The organism is Dehalococcoidia bacterium (assembly GCA_035528575.1).
In the GTDB taxonomy this organism is placed as follows: Bacteria; Chloroflexota; Dehalococcoidia; order E44-bin15; family E44-bin15; genus DATKYK01.
Genome location: DATKYK010000030.1, coordinates 43,239 through 64,679, shown reverse-complemented (window position 1 = coordinate 64,679; position 21,441 = coordinate 43,239). Strand labels below are relative to the sequence as shown.

19 protein-coding genes and 1 pseudogene are annotated in these 21,441 nt (G+C 51.9%); 7 read left to right on the top strand and 13 right to left on the bottom strand.

All coding sequences use genetic code 11. The annotated features are described in order from the left end of the window. Positions 1–7: 7 nt before the first annotated feature. From moaC to cobO, 5 genes are all read right to left on the bottom strand, one after another. Positions 8–451, bottom strand: a complete 444-nt coding sequence (gene moaC, locus VMX96_07340) for a cyclic pyranopterin monophosphate synthase MoaC (GenBank protein ID HUU63710.1) — start codon at positions 449–451, stop codon at positions 8–10. Then, entirely contained in the window at positions 452–1,429 is a 978-nt protein-coding gene (gene moaA / locus VMX96_07335) for a GTP 3',8-cyclase MoaA (protein HUU63709.1), read from the bottom strand. A 104-nt stretch (positions 1,430–1,533) separates the two neighbouring features. Then, positions 1,534–2,115, bottom strand: a complete 582-nt coding sequence (locus tag VMX96_07330; protein HUU63708.1) for an XTP/dITP diphosphatase — start codon at positions 2,113–2,115, stop codon at positions 1,534–1,536. Between the two features lie 17 nt (positions 2,116–2,132). Beyond that, on the bottom strand, positions 2,133–3,224 hold the full coding sequence (gene fbp / locus VMX96_07325) for a fructose-1,6-bisphosphate aldolase/phosphatase (protein HUU63707.1): 1,092 nt from the start codon (positions 3,222–3,224) through the stop codon (positions 2,133–2,135). 25 nt (positions 3,225–3,249) lie between these two features. Next, positions 3,250–3,786: a cob(I)yrinic acid a,c-diamide adenosyltransferase gene (gene cobO / locus VMX96_07320; GenBank protein ID HUU63706.1), complete on the bottom strand. Its 537-nt coding sequence runs from the start codon at positions 3,784–3,786 to the stop codon at positions 3,250–3,252. A 1,110-nt stretch (positions 3,787–4,896) separates the two neighbouring features. Between cobO and VMX96_07315 the strand changes: the two genes are divergently transcribed. From VMX96_07315 to hisI, 6 genes and pseudogenes are all read left to right on the top strand, one after another. After that, positions 4,897–6,441, top strand: a complete 1,545-nt coding sequence (locus tag VMX96_07315; GenBank protein ID HUU63705.1) for an acyl-CoA carboxylase subunit beta — start codon at positions 4,897–4,899, stop codon at positions 6,439–6,441. A gap of 11 nt (positions 6,442–6,452) precedes the next feature. Continuing rightward, the gene (locus VMX96_07310; protein HUU63704.1) at positions 6,453–6,665 is read left to right on the top strand and encodes an acetyl-CoA carboxylase biotin carboxyl carrier protein subunit; all 213 of its coding nucleotides are present in this window, start codon (positions 6,453–6,455) and stop codon (positions 6,663–6,665) included. Positions 6,666–6,696: 31 nt separating this feature from the next. Continuing rightward, positions 6,697–7,884: an acyl-CoA dehydrogenase family protein gene (locus VMX96_07305; GenBank protein ID HUU63703.1), complete on the top strand. Its 1,188-nt coding sequence runs from the start codon at positions 6,697–6,699 to the stop codon at positions 7,882–7,884. A 277-nt stretch (positions 7,885–8,161) separates the two neighbouring features. Further along, positions 8,162–8,878, top strand: a complete 717-nt coding sequence (gene hisA / locus VMX96_07300; GenBank protein HUU63702.1) for a 1-(5-phosphoribosyl)-5-[(5-phosphoribosylamino)methylideneamino]imidazole-4-carboxamide isomerase — start codon at positions 8,162–8,164, stop codon at positions 8,876–8,878. A 9-nt stretch (positions 8,879–8,887) separates the two neighbouring features. After that, on the top strand, positions 8,888–9,556 hold the full coding sequence (locus VMX96_07295; protein HUU63701.1) for a methyltransferase domain-containing protein: 669 nt from the start codon (positions 8,888–8,890) through the stop codon (positions 9,554–9,556). Next, positions 9,543–9,842, top strand: a pseudogene (hisI, locus tag VMX96_07290) (phosphoribosyl-AMP cyclohydrolase). The gene VMX96_07295 and the pseudogene hisI overlap by 14 nt, the downstream one beginning before the upstream one ends. A 29-nt stretch (positions 9,843–9,871) precedes the next feature. Here the strand turns inward: hisI and rpmE are convergent. The 4 genes from rpmE to rplU all read right to left on the bottom strand — a co-directional run bounded on the left by rpmE (position 9,872) and on the right by rplU (position 11,140). Next, a complete protein-coding gene (rpmE, locus tag VMX96_07285; protein HUU63700.1) occupies positions 9,872–10,072 on the bottom strand; it encodes a 50S ribosomal protein L31 in 201 nt (66 codons plus the stop codon). Further along, positions 10,072–10,323, bottom strand: coding sequence for a 50S ribosomal protein L27 (rpmA, locus tag VMX96_07280; protein ID HUU63699.1), 252 nt, complete (start codon positions 10,321–10,323; stop codon positions 10,072–10,074). Before rpmA ends, rpmE begins: the two co-directional genes overlap by 1 nt. 85 nt (positions 10,324–10,408) lie before the next feature. Then, complete coding sequence (locus VMX96_07275; protein ID HUU63698.1) at positions 10,409–10,720, bottom strand: hypothetical protein; 312 nt, start codon at positions 10,718–10,720, stop codon at positions 10,409–10,411. A gap of 57 nt (positions 10,721–10,777) precedes the next feature. Further along, on the bottom strand, positions 10,778–11,140 hold the full coding sequence (rplU, locus tag VMX96_07270; protein ID HUU63697.1) for a 50S ribosomal protein L21: 363 nt from the start codon (positions 11,138–11,140) through the stop codon (positions 10,778–10,780). A gap of 175 nt (positions 11,141–11,315) precedes the next feature. Between rplU and VMX96_07265 the strand changes: the two genes are divergently transcribed. Then, positions 11,316–13,169, top strand: a complete 1,854-nt coding sequence (locus VMX96_07265) for a TIGR03960 family B12-binding radical SAM protein (GenBank protein ID HUU63696.1) — start codon at positions 11,316–11,318, stop codon at positions 13,167–13,169. Here VMX96_07265 and VMX96_07260 read toward each other — a convergent pair. The 4 genes from VMX96_07260 to VMX96_07245 form a co-directional block, all read right to left on the bottom strand. Beyond that, entirely contained in the window at positions 13,139–15,742 is a 2,604-nt protein-coding gene (locus VMX96_07260) for a hypothetical protein (GenBank protein ID HUU63695.1), read from the bottom strand. The genes VMX96_07265 and VMX96_07260 overlap by 31 nt on opposite strands. Before the next feature lie 565 nt (positions 15,743–16,307). Further along, a complete protein-coding gene (gene gyrA / locus VMX96_07255; protein HUU63694.1) occupies positions 16,308–18,719 on the bottom strand; it encodes a DNA gyrase subunit A in 2,412 nt (803 codons plus the stop codon). A gap of 517 nt (positions 18,720–19,236) precedes the next feature. Then, a complete protein-coding gene (locus VMX96_07250; protein ID HUU63693.1) occupies positions 19,237–20,064 on the bottom strand; it encodes a tetratricopeptide repeat protein in 828 nt (275 codons plus the stop codon). Between the two features lie 128 nt (positions 20,065–20,192). Next, positions 20,193–21,422 carry an aspartate kinase gene (locus tag VMX96_07245; protein ID HUU63692.1) on the bottom strand — a complete coding sequence of 410 codons (1,230 nt, stop codon included), beginning with the start codon at positions 21,420–21,422 and terminating at the stop codon, positions 20,193–20,195. Between the last annotated feature and the right edge of the window lie 19 nt (positions 21,423–21,441).

Sequence of the window (21,441 nt, the reverse complement as noted above, 5' to 3'; positions counted from 1 at the left end):
CGCTAGGTTACTTGAGGATGATATTGCCGCTCTTACCGCCACTCTTTCTGAACAGGCGGATCTGATCGATCCTTATCTCTCGCTCAACCATCTTGCACATATCGTAGATAGTGAGAGCGCTCGCTGCTACGGCGGTGAGCGCTTCCATTTCCACCCCCGTTTTCCCGGTACACCTAACCGTCGCGGCAATCTCCACTCCCCCCTCCACGAATTGGAATTCCACCTTTACTTCATCAAGCGTTAAGGGGTGGCACATGGGGATGATCTGTGAGGTCTGCTTTGCTGCCATAATACCGGCCACCTGAGCTGTGGCCAGGACATCCCCCTTGGGCATCTCGCCGCTTTTTATCATGGAGAGCGTTTCAGCCTTCATCACCACTAGACCTTTGGCTACCGCCTCCCTCTCAGTGAGAGGCTTTTGGCTCACATCCACCATCCTTGCTGGTTCCATCTAACCTCCCACCTGGCACATCACTCGCCCCGTCGGTTGCAACCCCTCCGATAAATGATGGCGCTCCGGCTTTTTAGCCACCGCCTGCTGAATCAACCCCTTGATCTCCATCGGCGATGCTCTACGGCGTAAGGCAGTTTTGATGTCTACCTCCTCATCGCTCAAGAGGCAGGGTCGCAGCTTTCCATCTGCTGTGAGACGCAGGCGATTGCAGTTGAAGCAGAAGTGCTCGCTGATGGGACTGATAAAGCCCACTGTACCCTCCGCTCCTGGAAATCGGAAGTACTTGGCAGGACCGTTGCCCTGGCTGGAAATGCAAGGCTCAAGTTTGCCTATAGAACGCAGACGCTGCATGACCTCTTTCGTTGGAACAGACTGGAGGCTTTCTCCATTGGCAAAAGGCATAAGCTCGATAAAGCGAACGTGCCACCCTTCTTCAATGGTGAGGCGAGCGAAATCCAGCACCTCATCATCGTTTATACCCCGCATAACCACCATATTCACCTTGACCGGCTCAAGACCTGCCTCTTTTGCCGCTGTTATACCATCGAGAACATCGCCCAGCCGGTCGCGACGGGCATTTTGTTTGTATTTATCCCGTTTAAGCGTATCGAGGCTCACATTGACCCGCTTTAACCCGGCCTCCCTGAGGGAGGTGGCGTGTTTTCTGAGCAGCACCCCATTGGTGGTTAGTGCAACATCATCAATGCCCGCGATATGGGAGAGCATTTGCACCAGCCGGATCAACTCTGCCCTTACCAGAGGCTCACCCCCGGTAAGCCGCAGTTTATTTATGCCCAGAGATGCTGCTGCTTGAGCCACCGCCTGGATCTCTTCGTAGCGCAGCACCTCATTTCGGGGCAAGTGCTGGATGCCTCCAGCGGGCACACAATAGATGCAGCGCAGATTGCAGCGGTCGGTGACAGATATCCTTAGGTAGTTTATGGGTCGCTGAAAAGAATCGGAAAGCCCAGTCATCCTTTTGTACTCTTCATGACGTTGTTTTCTCTTGATCCGCCTTTTTGAACCCTTGGGAGCCTCCTTAGCATTCGCTATGTTTAATCAAGCGGTCACGGTTTTATTCATGCTATTCGCCGCTCCAGTACACGGCATGCCTTCCTGACTGCCTGCCCCCGGTGGCTCACCTCGTTCTTTTCATCCATAGATAGCTCCGCCATGGTCTTTTCCAGTTGGTCAAGATAGAAGATGGGGTCATAGCCAAAGCCATTTTCACCTTTCGGTTCAAATGCTATGATGCCCCGGCACTCTCCCTGGCAGAGCTCCACTTCTCCTTGCGGTGAGGCGATAGCTATCATGCACCGGAAGCGAGCGGTTCTTTCCTCCCAGGGGATGCCGGTGAGTTTTGCCAGTAGATAGTCGATTCTCTCGTTATCCGATGCCCCTTCGCCGGCAAAGCGGGCAGATAGAGCACCGGGCTCTCCACCCAGTGCATCCACCTCCAGTCCCGAGTCGTCGGCCAGGGTTAGCAGATTGCTCTGACATGCATAGGATTTAGCTTTAAGTGAAGCATTCTCCTCCAGGGTTTTCCCGGTCTCGTCAACCACCTGATAAATACCCTCTTCAGAAAGGGTGACAATCTCATATGGTATGCCCTGAAGCAATCGCGAGTACTCTCGCACCTTAGCAGGATTTTTGGTCGCCAAGAGAAGCCTTGTCACCCTCAAAGGTCAACGAATCTCCCCTCCAACTTCCTCACCACCTGTGGCATGGTAGTATATTCCATCTCCTCCAGGGGTAACCTGTGAGGCTCAAATGGCCCATGGCTCCGCATATAATCGGCAACCTCGTTCGCAACCCGCCTCGCCTTATCGAAGCTGGGGTCGTCGAACATATCACGTGGTCCCACCAGCTTGCCACCCGAGAGCTGGAAGCCAGCACAGACCACCCGCGGCGGGCCATCGAAGCGGGACGGGTTTGACTGCTCAATGGAAGTTGGCATTAACGGACCGTGATGTGAGCCTCGCATCCATCCCTCCACCAGGAAGGGATTGGTAAAGGGCTCCAGCACCTCACCTACCGCAGGGAACTCCCCCTGGGAGCGGACGACGCACACCGGGTCGTCCTTGCCCACATATCTACCGGCCATCATGCTCAGCTTATCGGTAGATGAAACAGCAGCTATCTCGTTGGAGCCGCGGTGGTAGACTGCCTTCACCGCATAGCGGCCCGGCGCCCCCATGAAGAGGAGCATGTCGTAGATCTCATCCGGTGCGTCGAGGGTTATCTTTTTATGCTCCTTTACATCGTGAATCTCGAAGCGAAAGCCGCCGTGCATGTTCTCGGCAATAACCAGACCAATAGTATTAAATGGATCGGCGAACATCTTGTAGAGGGGGAGGTTCCACGCCCCGGACGAAGTTTTGTCGGCCATGAAGATGAGAACCGGCTCCGATCCCCTCTCCTCAAACTCCATCTCGGCGACCCCGGGCCCCATCCCCTTGACATTGCCCGAGAAGGCATCGGATAGGAGGTCCTGTCCCGCCCCATGAAGCTTCAGCTCCTTGGCTACCTTGGTGCAATCCAAGAGGGTATCCCATGCGAGCTTGTGAATAGCCTCGTCCTCCACTCCACGCTGGTGGGTCATGATCAGTTGCAGATCGTCCCCACACCTGGTAACGTGAAAATCCACCAGCAGCTTGTCACGCTTTGCTTTCGCCATGCATTCAGCAGCCTTCTCCAACACCAAGGGATGTGAGCTGGAATGCCCCACATATCCGCCGATGTCAGCCTTTATCACACTCAGGGTAATCATCTTATTTCTCCTTTCATCACTGTTTTCAATACTCGATCCCCTTTCTCGCTTTTATTCCCTTCTTATAGGGGTGCTTGACCTCCACCATCTCGGTAACCAGATCGGCCTTTTCGATAAGCCTCTGATCGGCATAGCGACCCGTGAGGATAAGCTCAACATTATGCGGCTTTTCCTGGATCAGCTCTAATAGCTCTTCAATATTGATGAGCTTCCAAGCGACAGCGACGTTTACCTCATCGAGCACTACGAGGTCAAACTTACCACTGGCTATCGATTCCCTAGCTGCCTGAAGCGCTTCACTTGCCTGTTCCCTTTCCTCCTTTTTAACATTATTTGGATCGACGAAGTTCTCATGCCCAAAACTCTGGAAGCTAACATTTTGTAATCGGGGCAACATATTCCGCTCGCCATATGGATAATTGCCCTTCATAAAGAAAATGACGTGCACTCTAAGCCCATGCCCCAGGGCACGTAGCACCATCCCCAGTGCCGCAGAGGTCTTTCCCTTGCCGCTGCCGGTGAATACTTCCACCAGCCCCGTGGCGAGTTGTCTATCGGTCATGGGAGCCCATTAAGCCCGTCCGCATTTATCACCCTACAGGTGTCTATCTCCGAATTTCTTGCAGGCATCTAATTATTTTCTTTGGTTATTCTATATTTCAGTCAACCATATATTACTAAAGCAGCGACAATTTTACAAGGCTGGCATCTTGTTTTTACCCACCCCACCAACCTATTGCCGGCGATAAATACTATGCGTCTACTCTAATCGAATAAATCACCTCCAGCCAATTAATAATAATATTATCCAATAAGCAGCAAAAGACTTGACAAATATATTAATCTATGATATATTACCAACATAATGTAGTTTAGAGACTAATATAAGTTCACCCTTGGCTATACGCTACTTAAGAGCAATTTGCAGGTTCCCGCCTGCAAATTGCTCTTTTTACAGGTTGGAGAAAATGCTATCGCATTTATTCACTCACGTAATCGGTCAATAGAAAGTATTAGCGAGTTCCAGCTAGATCCAGCTTAATGGCTCCTTTTGCTCAGCTTCAGGAAGTACACCATAAAACGGAAGCCGTTAATGAGAACAACTTCTCATACCAGGCATCGAGCAGATTGAAGGTCACCTCTTTGTTTAGAAACAGATCTGCAACCTGTTATGCTGTGAGCATGTTATAGCCCATATTTTCTCAAAGCTCGCGGAAGGCGGTCTCGCCAAACTATTCTATTATAAGCAGCAGAAGTCCTGTTATCAATACGAACGAAGACAAGCAACCGGTTATACTTTTGGAAATGCTACATTGCTCACGCTCCTCGCAACGATGGCGCAACTGAAGAGCCTGGATATTATTGACAAGGGTGGAATACAAGTTCCATACTGGCACACTATTCGGTTAATATGTTTAATGCCTATGTTAACATAACGATGCCTTACGATAGCAGATAATTGTACTTTTGTCATGAAGAAAAGGGAGACCGCCTATATGATGGCTGCCCTTTTTACGTTGCTATGTGGAAATTTGTACCTGCTCATGGTATAATGCCCGAGTGAATGTGGTTACTGGGATTATCTCCAAGATTCTATAGCCATAGATCACACCAACAATTACTTAGATAGATAGGAAAAGAGTGCGTGTAGGGGGAAACAGGAGGACAATGGATGCTGGATGAATACAAGCAGAAGCGCGAGAAGGTAAAGCAAATGGGCGGCCCCAAAGCTGTGGCACAACAGCATAAAAGGGGAAGCTGGACTGCTAGGGAGAGGATAGAGTACTTCTTCGATCCCGGCACCTTCACTGAGATAGGCCTATTCGTCAAGCATCGCACCACAGCTTTTGGTATGGATAAAAGGGAAATACCTGCCGAAGGGGTAATCACCGGATTCGGAAAGGTAAACGGCAGGTTGGTTATGGTCGCTGCTGAGGACTATACCACAATGGCAGGTACCTTTGGCGAATATCATGGTAAAAAGTTCTCGCAAGCCATCGACCTGGCCAAAGACATGGGGATACCATTTGTAGGCATGAACGACTCCGGGGGTGCAAGGCTTCAAGAGGGAATGGATACCTTGCAGTGCTATGCATGGCTATTCACATCCCAGGTACTGGCCTCAGGCATTATACCCCAGATAGCACTGCTCATGGGTCCTTGCCTGGGAGGGCAAGCCTATCACCCGGTTATGCAGGATTTCGTGTTTCAATGCAGGGAGACTGGCCGCATGGGTATCGCTGGTCCCGCCTTCGTAAAAACGCAGACGGGTGAAGATATCGACATTGATACCCTTTGCGGCGTGGAGGCTCACGCCGTTAAATCGGGGGAGACGCACCTGGTGGTTGAGGACGACAAGGATTGCCTGGATAAGGCCAAGGAACTGTTGAGCTTTTTACCCGCCAACAATAATAAGGACGAGAGGAAGTCAACCTATCAGGATACAGGTGATGACCCGGAGAGGATAGACTCAGAACTGGACAATCTGGTTCCTGAAGAGCCCTACATCGCCTATGACATGCACGACGTAATTATGAGAATCATCGATAATGGCCACTTCTTTGAGCTACTGAAGGACTTTGCCCAGAACGTGCTTATCGGTTTTGCCAGGTTCGGTGGGCGACCCACCGGGATCGTGGCCAGCCAGCCGATGTGTGCCGCAGGCGCCCTGGACTGTGATGCCGCCGACAAGGTCGCCCGGTTCGTCAGGTTCTGCGACCTGTTCAACATACCCCTGGTAACCCTCCATGATGTCCCCGGTTACTGGATAGGGTCAGCCGAAGAGTGGAAGGGCATTTTACGACACGGTGCCAAGATGATTTACTCCTATATCGACGCTACAGTGCCCAAGATTACTGTGGTCATACGTAAATCCTTCGCTGGGGCCTACACTGGAATGTGCTGCAAGGATACCGGGGCTGATTTCATGTTCGCCTGGCCTATAGCCAAAATTTGTATCGTTGGCGCCGAGACCGCCGCCAGCATTATCTTCGCCAGGGAAATAAAGGAGGCAGAGGACCCCAAGGCGATTAAAGCCCAGAGGATAGCTGAGTATAGGGATCTCTTTGAAAACCCCTATTGCGCAGCGGAAAGGGGATTTATCGATGATGTGATTATGCCCAGCGAGACCAGGAAATACATTAACCGGGCACTGGACATGACGGAGAATAAAAACGTTGTCAGGCCTTGGAGGAAATACTCAAACATCAATCTGTGAGGGTTAAAAATATGACTACTATAGTATCACCAATGCCAGGAAAAGTGACTGATATCAAGGTGAAGGTGGGGGAGGAGGTAACAGAAGGCCAGGAGCTACTTATTATTGAGGCCATGAAGATGCAGATGCCGGTGAAATCCCCGCAGAACAGCAAGGTCAGCGATATCAAGGTGGAGATAGGACAGGGTATAAAAAAAGGGGATGTCATGATAGAACTCGAATAGCATCCCACATGGTAAGATGAGGTGATTGTAAATGGAATTTCGTTTCACTGAAGAACAGGAGAAGCTTAGGCAGGAGATCCGCCAGTTCCTGGAAGAGGAGCTTAAGAACGGAAGCTTCGAGGTTCATTGCGATGCTTGGATGGGTGGTTATTCTCCAGAGTTCTCCCGCAAGATAGGGCAGAGAGGATGGATCGGACTGTGCTGGCCCAGAGAGTGGTACGGTCAGGGGAAGAGTTACATGGACCGTATGGTGCTCACCGAGGAGATCGTCCGCTATGGAGCGCCGGCAGCCGCCCACTGGTTTGCCGACCGCCAGATGGGACCCTCGATAATCCGCTATGGCAGCGATGAACAGAAGGAGTACTTCCTGCCTCGCATCGCGAGAGGTGAGCTTGTATTTGGCATTGGAATGAGCGAACCGGAGGCTGGATGCGATCTCGCCTCCCTTCGCACCAAAGCCACCGAGGATGGCGACTCCTACATCCTGAATGGACAGAAGGTATGGACCAGCGGGGCGCACCATATCGACTACCTCTACCTGATAGCACGTACAGACCCCGATGCACCCAGGCACAGGGGTATAAGTGAGTTTATCGTGGACATGCACCTTTCGGGAATCGAGGTTCGCCCCCTGATCGATATGACCGGGGGACACCACTATAATGAGGTCTTTCTCGATAATGTACGTGTGCCCAGGTCAAGCCTGGTTGGAGAGATTAACCGTGGCTGGTACCAGATCGCTGAGCAGCTCGATTATGAAAGAAGCGGCGTTGAGCGGTTAATGACCAATTACCCGCTATATCAAGATCTCATCGAGTACGCCAAGCAAACCAATCAGGGCGGCAAACCCCTTGCAGAGCAACCAACAGTACGCAGTAGGCTGGCAGACCTTACCGTCAGGTACGAGGTGGGACGCCTGCTCACCTATCGAGTAGCCTGGGTGCTCGACCAGGGTCGCCCCCCCACCACTGAAGCGGCGCTGGCTAAGGCCTTCTGTACATCGTTCGAGCAGTACATGGCCCATGTGGCAACACAGCTACCTGGCCTCTATGGACAATTGCGACAGGGCTCGAAGTGGATTCCACCCGCATTTCGTGAGAGCGCCGCCGAGTCCTATCTGTTCTCCCCGGGCTATACCATCCAGGGCGGCACCTCTGAGATTCTAAGGAATATTACTGCCATCAGGGGTTTGCAACTACCCACGGAAAAGAATCCATAGCTTAGCAATCTGTGTAATTGATACATCTGCAGTCAGGTAATACAAGGCGAGCATTACGATTGTATTGCCCGGCCTCGGCCCATCCGGATAACCGCTCACTACCAAAGACTGAGTGGAATCTATCTTAGGTCAGGCAAGGTTTTATTGATAACTCACTAATTTACAATTTACTTAAAAAGATTATAAAAGGCGATTGAGAAAAAAGGGCCACTAGTATTATTGAAAAAATACGAACCGAGAGTAACAGATTGCCCGTAGCTAAAATAGAGGGCTGATAATGGAGATTATTCCTGCTATCGACCTTAAGGGTGGAAAGTGTGTTCGCCTGTATCAAGGAGACTACAGCCAGGAAACTATCTTCTCTGAAGAGCCCCTGCAGATTGCCCTGCACTGGCAATCGCTGGGGGCAAAGCGGCTTCATATAGTTGACCTCGATGGTGCAGCCAGGGGCGAGCTCTGCCATGCCTCCCTTATCACAGATATGGCACAAGCAATCCACATCCCCCTTCAGCTAGGAGGTGGCATTCGCCGAATCGAGTCGATAGCTCAGGCGCTGGAACTCGGGGCGGCACGCGCTATACTGGGCACAGCAGCAATAGAGGACCATGCCTTGATTCAAGAGGCCTGCCGCAGGTTCGTAGACCGCATAATTGTCAGCATCGATGCCCGTGATGGCTATGTGGCAATCCGTGGCTGGCAGGAGAGAACTAAGGTAACCGCTATCGAATTAGTGGATAAGATGCAGTCCCTCGGGGTGAAACGCTTAATATATACCGACATCGCCCGCGACGGCACGCTCACAGAACCGAATTTTGACGCCGTAACTGAACTGGTGGATAAAACCAGCCTGCCCATCATAATTGCCGGTGGCATTTCATCGCTGGGGCATCTGAAGAGGCTAATTGACATTGGCGTGGAGGGGGCGATAGTAGGCCGCGCCCTCTATACCGGCGATATTGACCTGAAGAAGGCAGTGGGCAATATTACGGCATAGGAGCATCTGGTGCATCCGACGCTAATCGTTATTCTGGGTTTAATCGGCACGGTCCTCTTCCTATGGCTTGTGGTGTTCCGTATTGTTCGCAAATTCCGTCTTGCTCCAGCATCGCGTCGCTCGGTAACGTTGCTGGCGTTGATTCTGGAAAGCCCGGTGCGCAGGCGTCTTTTCAGCCCAGCGAAATTGCTGGACAAAGTAGGAATCACGGCAGGGATGAGAGTCCTGGAACTAGGTCCCGGCCCCGGCTTTTTCACCATAGAGGCGGCGCGGCGAGTGGGTTATTCGGAAAGCCCGGGAATGCTTTATTGCGTGGATATCGAGCCGGCGATGATTGCCAGAGCTAAGAACAAGGTCACAAGATATGATCTGGAAAACGTCGCATTAATGTTGGGGAATGGGGAGTGTCTTCCGTTTAAGGATGGCAGTTTAAACCTCGCCTACCTGGTCACTGTTCTGGGTGAGATACCCGATAAAGATCGGGCATTGCAGGAGTTGTATCGCGTGATTCGTCCCGGTGGGGTGCTTTCCATCTCGGAGTACCTCCTCGACCCCGATTACCCACTTAGGAGGACCACTATTGCTTGGGCTCGCCAAGCAGGATTCGAGCCCTTTCAGGAATACGGTAATTTCTTTGCCTACGTGGTAAATTTTAGGAGGGGCTATGCTGAAGTTTGATGAAAAGGGACTAATACCAGCTATTATCCAGGACGCGAAAAATGGGGACGTACTGATGTTGGGATACATGAACCAGGAGTCACTCAGAAGAACGCTTGATACTGGTCAGGTATGGTTCTACAGTCGAAGTCGCCAGGAACTATGGCACAAGGGTGAAACATCAGGAAGCTACCTCAGTGTTGGCGCTATCCTTAGGGACTGCGATGATGATGCCTTGCTCATTCAGGTTGAGGCCACCGGACCGGTATGCCACACCGGGAACAGGAGTTGCTTCTTTCGACGGTTGAAGGAGAAAGAGGAGTAGATAGGATAGCTCTACTCCATCTTGTATCGTCTCTTGAACTTCTCCACCCGCTTTGCGGTGTCTACGATTCGCCGCTCTCCGGTGAAGAAAGGGTGACACTTGCTGCAAAGCTCCACCTTGAGCACCGGCCTGGTCGAACCAATAGTGAAGCTATTGCCACAGGAGCAGGTGACCTGCGCTTCCATATACTCAGGATGTATACCCTTCTTCATCAGCGGTAAACGCTTACCTTCTTTCTATATTTAGACGCTGGTCCGAACTTGACGTAGCCATCGATGAGCGCAAATATGGTGTGATCCCGCCCCAGACCAACGTTTTCCCCCAGGAGAATGCGCGTTCCCCTCTGGCGAACGATAATGGTGCCGGCGCGTACCTGCTCGCCACCGTATCGCTTGACCCCAAGCCGCTTTGGCTTGCTGTCACGTCCCAGCCTGGTACTGCCACCGCCCTTTTTATGCGCCACCTAGTAACTCTCCTTCTTCTTTGTATATAAATGCTATTCAGGATCTAGGCTGATTTCTAAATTACTAATGGCAAGGCTATAGGGATCAGGAATATAAGGATAATGGTATTATAAGCCATGCTGCGCTCACGGTTAACCCCAGCAGCACCAGGCATCCGATGACTGCCGCGGCGGTTGCCATCCCCCTTTTTACACCTTCCTCCTGAATATCGGCCCTTCTGATTATCCCACCATAGATGGAGAATATTGCAAAGCCCCCAGATACGCCCCAGAGCACATGTCCGGTAAACACATCCGGCCACCAAAAATGGCACATGAAAGTGGATACGGCAATAGCACTAGCTACATATGCTGCAACGTCCCAAATAAAACCAATGCAACCAGCCCTCATTTCCACTTCCCTCTATTCTATCTCCTGAAGACAGCGATCATATACTTTTGGACAGGCCACATACTAGCATACAATCTCTTTTATAGCAAGCCTGGTATAAAGCTGTCGATGACCCTTCAGTCTGCGGTATCGCACCTTTGGTTTGTATTTGAAGACGATGACCTTCTTCCCCTTGCCCTCGCCAATTACCTCAGCGAGAACTTTCGCCCCCTCAACGGTAGGCGTGCCCACTCTAACGCTCTCACCATCGGCGACCAGCAATACTTGATCCAGCTCTACTGTGCTCCCCTCCACTGCGGGAAGGTGCATCACATCGATGGTCTCCCCGGATGAGACCCTATACTGCTTTCCCCCCGTCTGAACGATGGCGTAAACCCTTTCGCCCTCTTTAGTGATCTCTTTTCTCTTTACACTTGAAACTGCCAACCGATACCTCCTGAATCACGCTCCTCCCACACCACGAGTAAATTCCTTGCCACCCCCCTAGAGTTGCCTTCATTTATATATACTATATACAACGTCCACGTAACTGCTTATAAATCCTATCATTTTCTTTCCAGGATGTCAAAGGGGAGGGGCTTTTGATATAATAGTAGACACTATGACCAATCTAGACCACATCCTTCCCAGGGTTACCAGACCAGCCCGCTATACAGGGGGCGAGTGGAATAGCATCACCAAAGACTGGGACGCCATTGATGTCAAGATGGCTCTGGCCTATCCCGACCTCTATGAGATCGGCATGTCTAATCTCGGTTTGGCTATCCTCTATGACCTAGTAAATAGAGAGCCCAATGTGCTTGTCGAGCGTGTCTATGCCCCCTGGGTCGATATGGAGGCGGAGATGAGGAAGTCCGCCATCCCTCTATTTAGCCTAGAATCGAAACGCCCCTTGAAGGACTTCGACATTATCGGCTTCTCCCTGGGCTATGAGCTCACCTACACCAATGTGCTCAACATGCTTGACCTGGCGGGGATACCAGTTCGCTCCGCTCAGCGCGATGAATCCTACCCCCTGATTATCGCTGGCGGCAGTTGCGCTCTCAACGCGGAGCCTATGGCTGAATTCATCGACCTTTTCGTGCTCGGAGAAGGAGAGGAGGTTCTCTTAGAGCTACTGGAAACTTTTCGCCAGTGGAAGCTCGATGGTGCCCGTAAGAAGCTGGAGTTACTTCGCCAAATAGCTAGTATTACCGGTATCTATGTGCCCAGTCTATATCAGGTTGACTACCATGACGATGGCACCATCTCCAAGATAAGTCCTACATCCCCGGGGCTAAGCTCAAGCATCAAGCGGCGTATCCTCACGAAGCTGCCCCCTGCGGTGACCAGGCCAGTAATCCCTTATATAGCAACGATTCACGACCGGGCAGCCATCGAGATCCAGCGTGGTTGCACCAGGGGCTGTCGCTTCTGTCAGGCGGGGATTATCTATCGCCCGCTTCGGGAGCGACCCAAGGAGGAGATTCTGGCAGCGGTGGGTGAACTGCTGCGGAATTGTGGCTATAATGAGCTTTCCCTGCTTTCGCTAAGCACCAGCGATTATTCAAAAATTGATAGCCTAGTCAGTACACTATCGTCACGCTATCAAGAGCACAACCTAAAGATATCGCTGCCCAGCCTTCGCATCGATAGCTTCTCGTTGAGTTTGATGGATGCCATTACCTCCAGGAGGAAGACCGGCTTGACCTTTGCCCCTGAAGCGGGAAGTGAGAGGCTGCGGCGGGTGATTAACAAGGGTATTTCCGATGATGACGTGCTCCAAACCCTGGAGAACGCTGCAGAGCACTATTGGAGCAGCGTTAAGCTATATTTCATGCTCGGTTTGCCCACGGAGACCCCAGATGACGTAGAGAGCATTGCTGAGCTTGTGCATAAGCGTGTAGCTGCGCGGAAGAAACCAGGTGCCAGAGCGCCCCACCTTAAGGTGAGCGTCTCAGCTTTTGTACCCAAGGCACATACCCCATTTCAGTGGGTGGCACAGCCGACCGAAGAGGAGTTAAATGCCAGGATAGATTCGCTCAGGCTTGGCCTGAAAAAGTCGGGGCTACGACTGTCATGGCAGGACCCCAGGATGAGCATGCTTGAAGGTGTACTGGCGCGGGGCGACCGTCGCCTCTCTCAGGTAATATATAACGCCTGGCGATTGGGCGCAACCTTCGACTCCTGGAGCGAGCTTTTCAACTATGAAAAATGGGGTCGAGCCTTCCATGAATGTGGGCTCGACCCCGCTTTCTTCGCTAATCGCCAACGTCCTTTGTCTGAAGTCCTCCCCTGGTCTCACATCGACGTTGGTGTAAACACCACTTTTCTGAAAAGGGAATACCAGCGCTCCCTACAAGGAACCGATACCCTTGATTGCCGCTTCAGTCACTGCGCCGCTTGTGGGCTTGAGCGCCGACACCCCGCTTGCCAGAAAAGCTATCAAAACTCTTCTTCCTCCTCTTCTCCGTAAAGCTCCTCCTCATCGAGTAACTCTCCACCAGCCCCCCTCTTTGGCAGAACCACGAGAAGGACAATGGCGGCGATGATAATAACCACCCCCAGCCCGATCAACAGGTAATACCACCATTCCCAAACCAAGCCCTCCTCTGGCAAAGTTATCGCTGGCCCGGGAGCGGTAGTAGCATCAGACGCACCATCCGCCGACTTCACATCGCCAGATGGGTTAACCGTATCCCCGTCTTCGATAGTCTCACCCGATCCCAGGGTTACCGTGAGCTCAGTCCCGGCATTATTCCAGACAACGTTAGCGGCTTCCAGTGTTCCGTAGCTATGGCTAGAAGAGGCTGGCAGCCTGGTGTTGATGTTGGTACTGTCGATCGTTGTCTTATTCATGGCCTTGTTGAAATTGAATTGTAGCGTATCTCCCACGTCGATAGTGCCCGAGTCATCTACATCGCTCACCGTTATGCTGCTCAGGACGGGCCCCGCTGGTGTAGTGGTAGGCGTAGGCGTAGGCGTAGGCGTGGGTGTTGCTGTTGGTGTAGGTGTAACTGTAACAGCTGGCGTTGGTGTTGGCGCGGGTGTTGGTGTTGGTGTTGGCGTTGTTGGGATCGCCGGACCTGGAGCCAGAGTAGCATCGGCTAAACCCGCTGCGGACTTCACATCGCTGGCCGGGTTAACCGTCTCCCCACCTACAATAGCCTCGCCCGCTCCCAGGGTCACTGTTAGCTCGGTCTTGGCCGTATTCCAACTGGAGTTGAAGGTTGTTCCATAATCAGTGGTACCACTAGCTGTACTATCAAGTCGGGTATTTATTTCAGAAACAGTGTCGAGTGTTGTGGTATCCATCTCCTTGCTGAATATGAAGACTAGCTCATCTCCCGCAGTGATATTGACCGAACCATCGACATCGCTCCAGGTTATGCTGCTCAAAACAGGCGGAGCCGGTGTCGGGGTTGGTGTCGGTGCAAGTGTCGGTACAGGCGGCGGAGCCAGCCCAGTGAGATCCGCTATAAACACGAAGTTCGCAACAGCTGAGAGCTCCAGATTGCCCGCCTCATCCATCCCCATAGCGGTGATGCTGTAATACACCATATGCTCCCAGAGGGGAAGGTGACGCGTAGTTACCGCTGTTATGCTCCATGAATTCGTACCGGTAGCATCTATATAAAATCCTGCCGGCACTTGCCAGGCGACGCCGTCCCACCAAAAGCCGGTGTCAATACGCTCTATCAGTAATTTAACCGAATCCAGCATGCCGGGATTGCTGCCGCCGGTTATATCGACGGAGGAACCGGTAACACCCGCAACCGTAATCGGATCGAAGACAGTGGGGCCGAGGTAAGTGCTACCAGGAATGAAAGAGCCATATATCTGAGTACCGACTGGCGCTGTGTCGTCGGCGATGAAGGTTGCCGGCGACGATGACGCCTTCGGACTACCGCTGCCATCGGTGACCTGTGCCCAGACATAATACTCCTTGCCATCCTCTAACAATGGTGCAGGGTAAACCCAGTCCACGCTGGGTAAACCGGATGCACCTGGGACCTCGTTCCACGTTAGAGAGGTAACCCAGTCAGCGCTCAAATCGGACCAGTAATAAAGGTCCTCCTGGCGCTGGATTTTCACGTCCACCCGTACCACATTGCCCTGCCCCGCATGCGCCGTACCCGTGATTACGGGGAGAGCCGTGGTCTGGATATAATCCGGGATGATATCTATATATACATCAAGCCCGGTAAGTACCTTCGCGAAGCTGAAGGCCTGCGTAGCTGGTGTTAGAGCTTCCGAGTTGCCAGCATTGTCAACCGCATAGACTTCAACATTGTAACCTGCACCATGCGTCCAGTTGGGAAGGGGTGGTGTGGTTGTGGTGGTTACGCTCCACGAGGTTGTGCCCGTAGCCATGATGTAAACCGGAACAGGCTGCCAGGTTACGCCATCCCAGTACATACCGTCGGTCAGGCGCTGTATTCGCACATATACACCGGCGACGCCCGAATTGGTATCTGCTGTAGTGCCGCTGATCGTGTCGATTGTAGATGCAATCCAGTCGGTTTGAGCAGCGTTACCTATTGTCTTAATAACACTTGAGCCCGGAAGCTCATCGTCCCACGTGAAGCTGCGTGTTGCCGGCGTGGTGTCTTGCTGCATGCTCGGTGAGTCCTCTGACCAGGCAGTGACAGTATACTCCGTACCATCGGCAAAATCACCACCTGGTGGCGGTGGCAAGGCTACCGACCAATCATATTGAGGAGTCCACATCGATGGGAATCCTGGCGCAATGAGGGTGGTCTCTATCGTAGTCCAAGCAACACCTGTCCAGTAATAGGTTTTACTGGAGGTTATGTGCGTGATCTGCACCTTTACCTGGTTGACCGTGCTGGGCGAGTCAGCTATGGCGGTGCCCGCTATTATCAGGGGGTGTGTATTAGGACCGAGATACTCAGGTATATCGTTTATGTAAGTATCCGGTGGCGCACCTGCCTGCGCCGGGATGCTAAGTGCTACCACCGGCGCCAGGGCGAATAACAGTAGCAGTGCTATGACAATACGCCATGCTGGGTTTATTCTCTTTTTCATTTCACTTCTCCTTTCACTTTTACTAAATAAATAAAAGGCTAGCCGCCAGACAACACATGTCTAGCTCATTCCAGCCTTGTCCCACCAATACCAAGGAAACACCAATTTACCGCATCAACCTCGATTTAAAACTATCGGATAGCATACCCATAAATTGGGAGAGTATACCATAGAATAAAATGAATGTCAATACCTTTGGCAACTATATCGCTAAATGCAACCATTTGTCAATAGTCTTTACTCTTACGGTACGTTACTAAACCATAACCTCTATACTGTCCGGAGTTAGGTTATCAGGGTTCTCTCTAACCACGATTACACCGGTCCGGGAAAAATAATCGGCAGACCTTAAGAAGTCAGTTTGCGAATCACCCTCAAGCAAGCTGAGAGGCATCTGTGGCGCGAATTCTCGCACCTTTATAGATCGAATTCGCTTTGCAGTGCCTATAGACGCTTCTTTCCACCCCACCCTGCGATTCATCCTGCCAGCAAGCTGACGGGCATTCTCGCTAATTTTTATAGATTATTCGTTTATTTAAATTCTGCAAATATTTTGCAGAAGGGATCAGCGTAGTGCCGCAATAAAAATGACCTCATCCCCCTCATCCATCTTCATAAGGCTTGCCCCTCGCCTGATTCTCCCCTGAGTAGGTATATTAGCCGCCTGCATACGAAGGATGACCCCATTCAAAGAGAGCATCATCACCTCATCAGAGGTGTTTATAACGCGTGCCGCCGCTACCCTCCCTGCTTTTAAACTGAGGCTTTTTACCCCAGAGCCCCCACGAGCCTGTATGCGATAACTGGATATGGGAGTGCACTTGCCAAAACCATTCTTGGTTATTACCATCAGGTAAGCACCGGAGGAGACAACATCCATCGCTACCAAACGATCATCGGGGTTTATATGGATGGCACGCACCCCACCGCTGGTGCGTGAGGCAGTCCTTAGCCCACCCACAGCAAACCTGATTGCCTGAGCCTCTTCTGTCACCAGAATGACCTCGTCGCCTTCATCAGCCACCCTCGCCGCTACCAGCTCGTCACCCTTTCTCAGCCTCAAGGCAATGAGACCATTGGCGCGCACCGCGGCGAACCCCCTAAGAGCGCTCCGCTTTATATCACCGCGTCGTGTCGCCATAATCATGGATTCACCGGAAACAAAGCTTGATACCGGCAGAATCTCGGTAACCTGCTCTGCCTCATCTATAGATATCAATTTTACCAGTGGTATCCCTCTGGCAACTCGAGAGGTCTCCTGTGGTATCCGGTAGCACTTAAGTGAGTATACCCTCCCCCGATTGGTGAAGAAGAGCAGGGTATCGAGGGTGTCGCCGACCAGGAGCAGGCTCAAGCTCTCCGCCTCCCGGGTAGTAATACCCATCACCCCCCTGCCCCCTCGCTGCTGCACCCGATAGCTCTCGATAGGCATTCGCTTAATATATCCCCGGTTAGTCAGTACGATCATCATCTTCTGATGGTGGATCAGGTCCTCCTCCCTGAACTCCTCTGGCTCCTCCTCAAGGATCTCCGTCCGCCGTTGGTCGCCATACTTCGTCTTTATCTCGCTGACATCCTCCTTGATCAGAAAAAGGATCTTGCGCGGGTTGGCTATCAGGTCTTCCAGATAAGCTATGGTCTTTAACACCTCGGTATACTCTTCGATAATCTTTTGGCGCTCCAGTGCAGCGAGGCGCCGTAGCTGCATGTCCAGGATTGCCTGGGCCTGTGCCTGGGTCAGATTAAATGATGATATCAGATTATTCCGAGCCTCCTCAGCGCTTTGGGAACGGCGAATTAATTGGATAACCTCATCCATGTTGTCGAGGGCTATCTTTAGCCCCTCGAGGATATGAGCCCGCTCCCTGGCATGGCGAAGCTCAAACCGGGAGCGACGGACTATGACCTCCTGGCGAAAGCTGATATATTGCTGAAGCGCCGTTTTCAGGCTAATCACCCTGGGCTGCCCATCGATCAGGGCCAGCATGTTAACGAAGAAGGTTTGCTGCAACGGTGTATGTTTAAAGAGGTTGTTTAAGACCTGCTCCGCTTGGGCACCCTTCTTCAGCTCGATAACAATGCGTATCCCCTGCCTGTCCGATTCATCGCGCAGTTCGGCAATCCCCTCCATCCTTCTTATCTTGACCAGATGGGCAATCCGCTCCACCAAAGCTGCCTTGTTTACCTGATATGGAAGCTCTGTGACCACTATCTGATAGCGCCCCTTAGTCAGCTCATCAATCGTATATCTGGCCCGGATTAACACCCTGCCCTTACCAGTGGCATAGGCATTCTTTATCCCCTCACGGCCGAGAATAATACCCGCAGTGGGGAAATCAGGGCCTTTAACGAAATCGGTGAGCTCGTCTGCTGAGGCTTCAGGGTTATCAATGAGATAGCAGATGGCATCTGAGACCTCACCTAGATTGTGTGGGGGGATGTTGGTAGTCATACCCACCGCGATACCAGAGGCCCCATTTATGAGCAGGTTTGGGAGTCTTGACGGAAGTACAGTGGGTTCCCTGAGAGTGCCATCGAAATTGAGTACAAGATCCACGGTCTCCTTTTCGATGTCAAGGAGCATCTCCTGAGCTATTGAGGAAAGGCGAGCCTCGGTATAACGCATCGCCGCCGGGGGGTCGTTATCCACACTGCCAAAATTTCCCTGCCCATCGATAAGCATATACCTAAGGGAAAAATCCTGCGCCATGCGCACCATGGCTTCATAGACCGGGGCATCGCCGTGCGGGTGGTATTTACCCAGCACCTCGCCAACGATGCGAGCGCTCTTCTTGTGGGTACTTGTTTGGGTAAGACCCATATCTCCCGCGGCATAGAGAATCCTCCGTTGCACCGGCTTTAACCCATCACGTACATCGGGCAGGGCACGGGAGACAATCACGCTCATGGCATAGTCCATATAGGAGCTTTTCATCTCCTCTTCGATGTCAACTGGCTTAACTGCTCCGATATCCATCAAACCCCCTATCCCCAGTTATCATATATTAGATCTTTATAACTTCATAAAAGAATATCACGCTTCGCTCAGTTCGTCAAAGAAGCGTAGCTTTGCATATAATTAGCGGCACACTACTTTCATGCACTGGAACAGCCTTGCTTCGATCACAATGAAACATACCGATTGCCAACGGCACAGCCAAGGGGAAAATGGGCGATTACAGGCTAGTAATGGAGTTCACTATCATAGATGTATCCACCAGTCGGTGTTATCTACTTCGAATAATGCGATAGAACGTTGACCACCAAATAGCCCGATACCGAATCGAATTCTTGGTTTGCAAGATAATCCCCGAATAGTCCGAAGCTGTATTTTCGTGGCTGATATGAAGAACCGCCTATAGACTACTGTAGTCCCAACCTGATTGATAAAACCACCAACAAGAGTGTGTCACCTATCTATATCTGGGAGGTCAACGGGTTATTTCACTAAGGGAGGTAAGAAACGGGCGTAAAGGTAAAGGGGTGTTATTATATCAGGATTCCTCATCGGGGACATTACCATCCTCATTCTCTACTATCAGGGACATGCCCTCAGGTAAGGCCTCTGCCTCCTCTTCCGACTCAATAGGGTAGCCGCTTTCGTCCAAAGCCCCCTCTTTTTCCCCTAGCTCGTATTTTAAGATGCTCTCCTTTACATAAGAGCGAAAACCGTCAGAACTTTTAGCGGGGAAGGAAGGGCGTCCTGCCTGGCTGGGATGCTGGAATACCTCTGTAATGATTACCTTCACCTCGCTATCCGCCGAACTTGCGATCGCTGCGCTGTAGCGGGTGCCCATATCAATTAGCTTAGCCAGACGCAAACCGATCCTTGGCTGAACCTTCCCCATATACTCACCATGCTTGTTCTCCACAATGAGCCCTTGTCCCTTCGGTCTCAAGTATACCGGTTCACCAGCAGCCAACTTGGCGAGCACCTCCCTCGGGGCCAGCTTCTCGAGACTGACCACCCCCGCTTTTCCCGTTTCCTCGATGAAAAGCTGGGGAATAACCCTCTGGCATCCGGGTCCGGGCACTTCCGGCACTTCATTGAGCACCGAGAGTCTCCCAAGGTTCCTACGGGCTATGCTATTTCTGGGATCCACTTCCAGGGCCCGGCTATATGCTTCGCCTGCCTGAGCATAATGGCCCAGCTCAGTCAACGCCTTACCCAGCCGATTATAAGCATTTATATCATTGGGAAAAACCTCGATTATGCTCCTGTTCGCAACAACCGCCTCTTCCCAACGACCTTGCATTGATAAAGCAATAGCCTCCTTAGCGCGCCGCCGCCTCAGTCTAGCTTCTCCTGCCTGATATTGCATTGGTTACCCCCACTCATTTCATCTGCACTATTTTAAGGGAGTTTCCAGCATTGTCAAGAGGAATCGGGTAGATCTCGCAACACTGTCTTCTTTTTGCTTAGCCTGCTCTTTTAGAACCGAAGCCCTGGCTAGCTTATTTCTTCCCCTCTTTCCAGTTCGAAGGCACGATGCAGCGCGTTGAGAGCATCCTCAACCCTGGTCTCGTCTATAATGCAGGTGATCCGGATCTCCGATGTAGTAATCAGTTCGATATTTATTCCCCTCTCGTAAAGGGCACGAAACATCCTTGCTGCGTAGCCCGGCGTGTTCAGCATCCCCGTGCCCACGATGCTCACCTTACCCAGCCTGGTATCAGCAACACAGCCCCTCGCATTGATAGATTTTGCTGCCGGCTCAACCACGCGCATTGCCTTATCGAGGTCACTCTTAGCCACGGTGAAGGTCAGGTCGGTTACCCGCTCCACGCTGGCGTTCTGGACTATGGTGTCGACACTGATATTCTCCCCGACCAGGGGCTCAAATATGACACTAGCGATCCCCGGCTGGTCGGGGACGCCAAGGACGGTAACCTTGGCCACATTGAGGTCATGAACAATGCCTCTCACCTTGTTTCGTACTTCCATAGCAATGCCTCCATGAATTAGGGTTCCTGAACCTTCGGTGAAACTGGAAGCCACCAGGATGGGTATGTTAAAAAGTTCCCCCAACTCCACGGCGCGGGGATGAAGCACCTTCGCCCCTTGGCTGGCAAGCTCCAGCATTTCCTCATAACCAAGCTCCCTGATTTTTCTCGCCGACGTGACAAGGCGGGGGTCGGCACTATAGACCCCTTCCACATCGGTGTAGATCTCACATACCTGCGCCCCCAGGCTCGCCGCCATCGCCACCGCCGTGGTATCTGAGCCCCCGCGCCCCAGGGTGGTGATATCCATCTCATGGGTGATGCCCTGGAACCCAGCAACAATAACGATATTACCCTCGCCCAATTCCTTAACAATGCGGTGCGCCTCGACGGTGAGGATGCGCGCTCGACTATAAAATGCGTCGGTCCAGATACCCGCCTGGGCACCACTGAGGCTGATCGCCTTATGTCCTAGGTATTTAAGCGCCATGGCAATCAGGGTGCTGGAGACAGTCTCGCCAGTGGACAGTAAAACATCAAGCTCTCTCTCGTCAGGCCTATCGGTTACCTGGTGCGCTAGTCCGATAAGCTCATCGGTGCTCTTCCCCATGGCAGAAACCACTACCACCACATCGTTTCCCTTCTCCCTGGTGGCAGCGACCCGCCGGGCAACGTTCTTTATCTTTTCTGCATCCGCAACCGAGCTACCGCCATATTTCTGCACAATAAGCGCCATTTTATCCTCTAAATTAAAT

Bases quoted from the DNA above. Each gene is read 5' to 3' on its own strand.
- moaC (HUU63710.1), bottom strand. From the start codon at position 451: ATGGAACCAGCAAGGATGGTGGATGTGAGCCAAAAGCCTCTCACTGAG.
- moaA (HUU63709.1), bottom strand. From the start codon at position 1,429: ATGACTGGGCTTTCCGATTCTTTTCAGCGACCCATAAACTACCTAAGG.
- fbp (HUU63707.1), bottom strand. From the start codon at position 3,224: ATGATTACCCTGAGTGTGATAAAGGCTGACATCGGCGGATATGTGGGG.
- cobO (HUU63706.1), bottom strand. From the start codon at position 3,786: ATGACCGATAGACAACTCGCCACGGGGCTGGTGGAAGTATTCACCGGC.
- VMX96_07315 (HUU63705.1), top strand. From the start codon at position 4,897: ATGCTGGATGAATACAAGCAGAAGCGCGAGAAGGTAAAGCAAATGGGC.
- VMX96_07310 (HUU63704.1), top strand. From the start codon at position 6,453: ATGACTACTATAGTATCACCAATGCCAGGAAAAGTGACTGATATCAAG.
- VMX96_07305 (HUU63703.1), top strand. From the start codon at position 6,697: ATGGAATTTCGTTTCACTGAAGAACAGGAGAAGCTTAGGCAGGAGATC.
- hisA (HUU63702.1), top strand. From the start codon at position 8,162: ATGGAGATTATTCCTGCTATCGACCTTAAGGGTGGAAAGTGTGTTCGC.
- rpmE (HUU63700.1), bottom strand. From the start codon at position 10,072: ATGAAGAAGGGTATACATCCTGAGTATATGGAAGCGCAGGTCACCTGC.
- VMX96_07265 (HUU63696.1), top strand. From the start codon at position 11,316: ATGACCAATCTAGACCACATCCTTCCCAGGGTTACCAGACCAGCCCGC.
- VMX96_07260 (HUU63695.1), bottom strand. From the start codon at position 15,742: ATGAAAAAGAGAATAAACCCAGCATGGCGTATTGTCATAGCACTGCTA.
- gyrA (HUU63694.1), bottom strand. From the start codon at position 18,719: ATGGATATCGGAGCAGTTAAGCCAGTTGACATCGAAGAGGAGATGAAA.
- VMX96_07250 (HUU63693.1), bottom strand. From the start codon at position 20,064: ATGCAATATCAGGCAGGAGAAGCTAGACTGAGGCGGCGGCGCGCTAAG.
- VMX96_07245 (HUU63692.1), bottom strand. From the start codon at position 21,422: ATGGCGCTTATTGTGCAGAAATATGGCGGTAGCTCGGTTGCGGATGCA.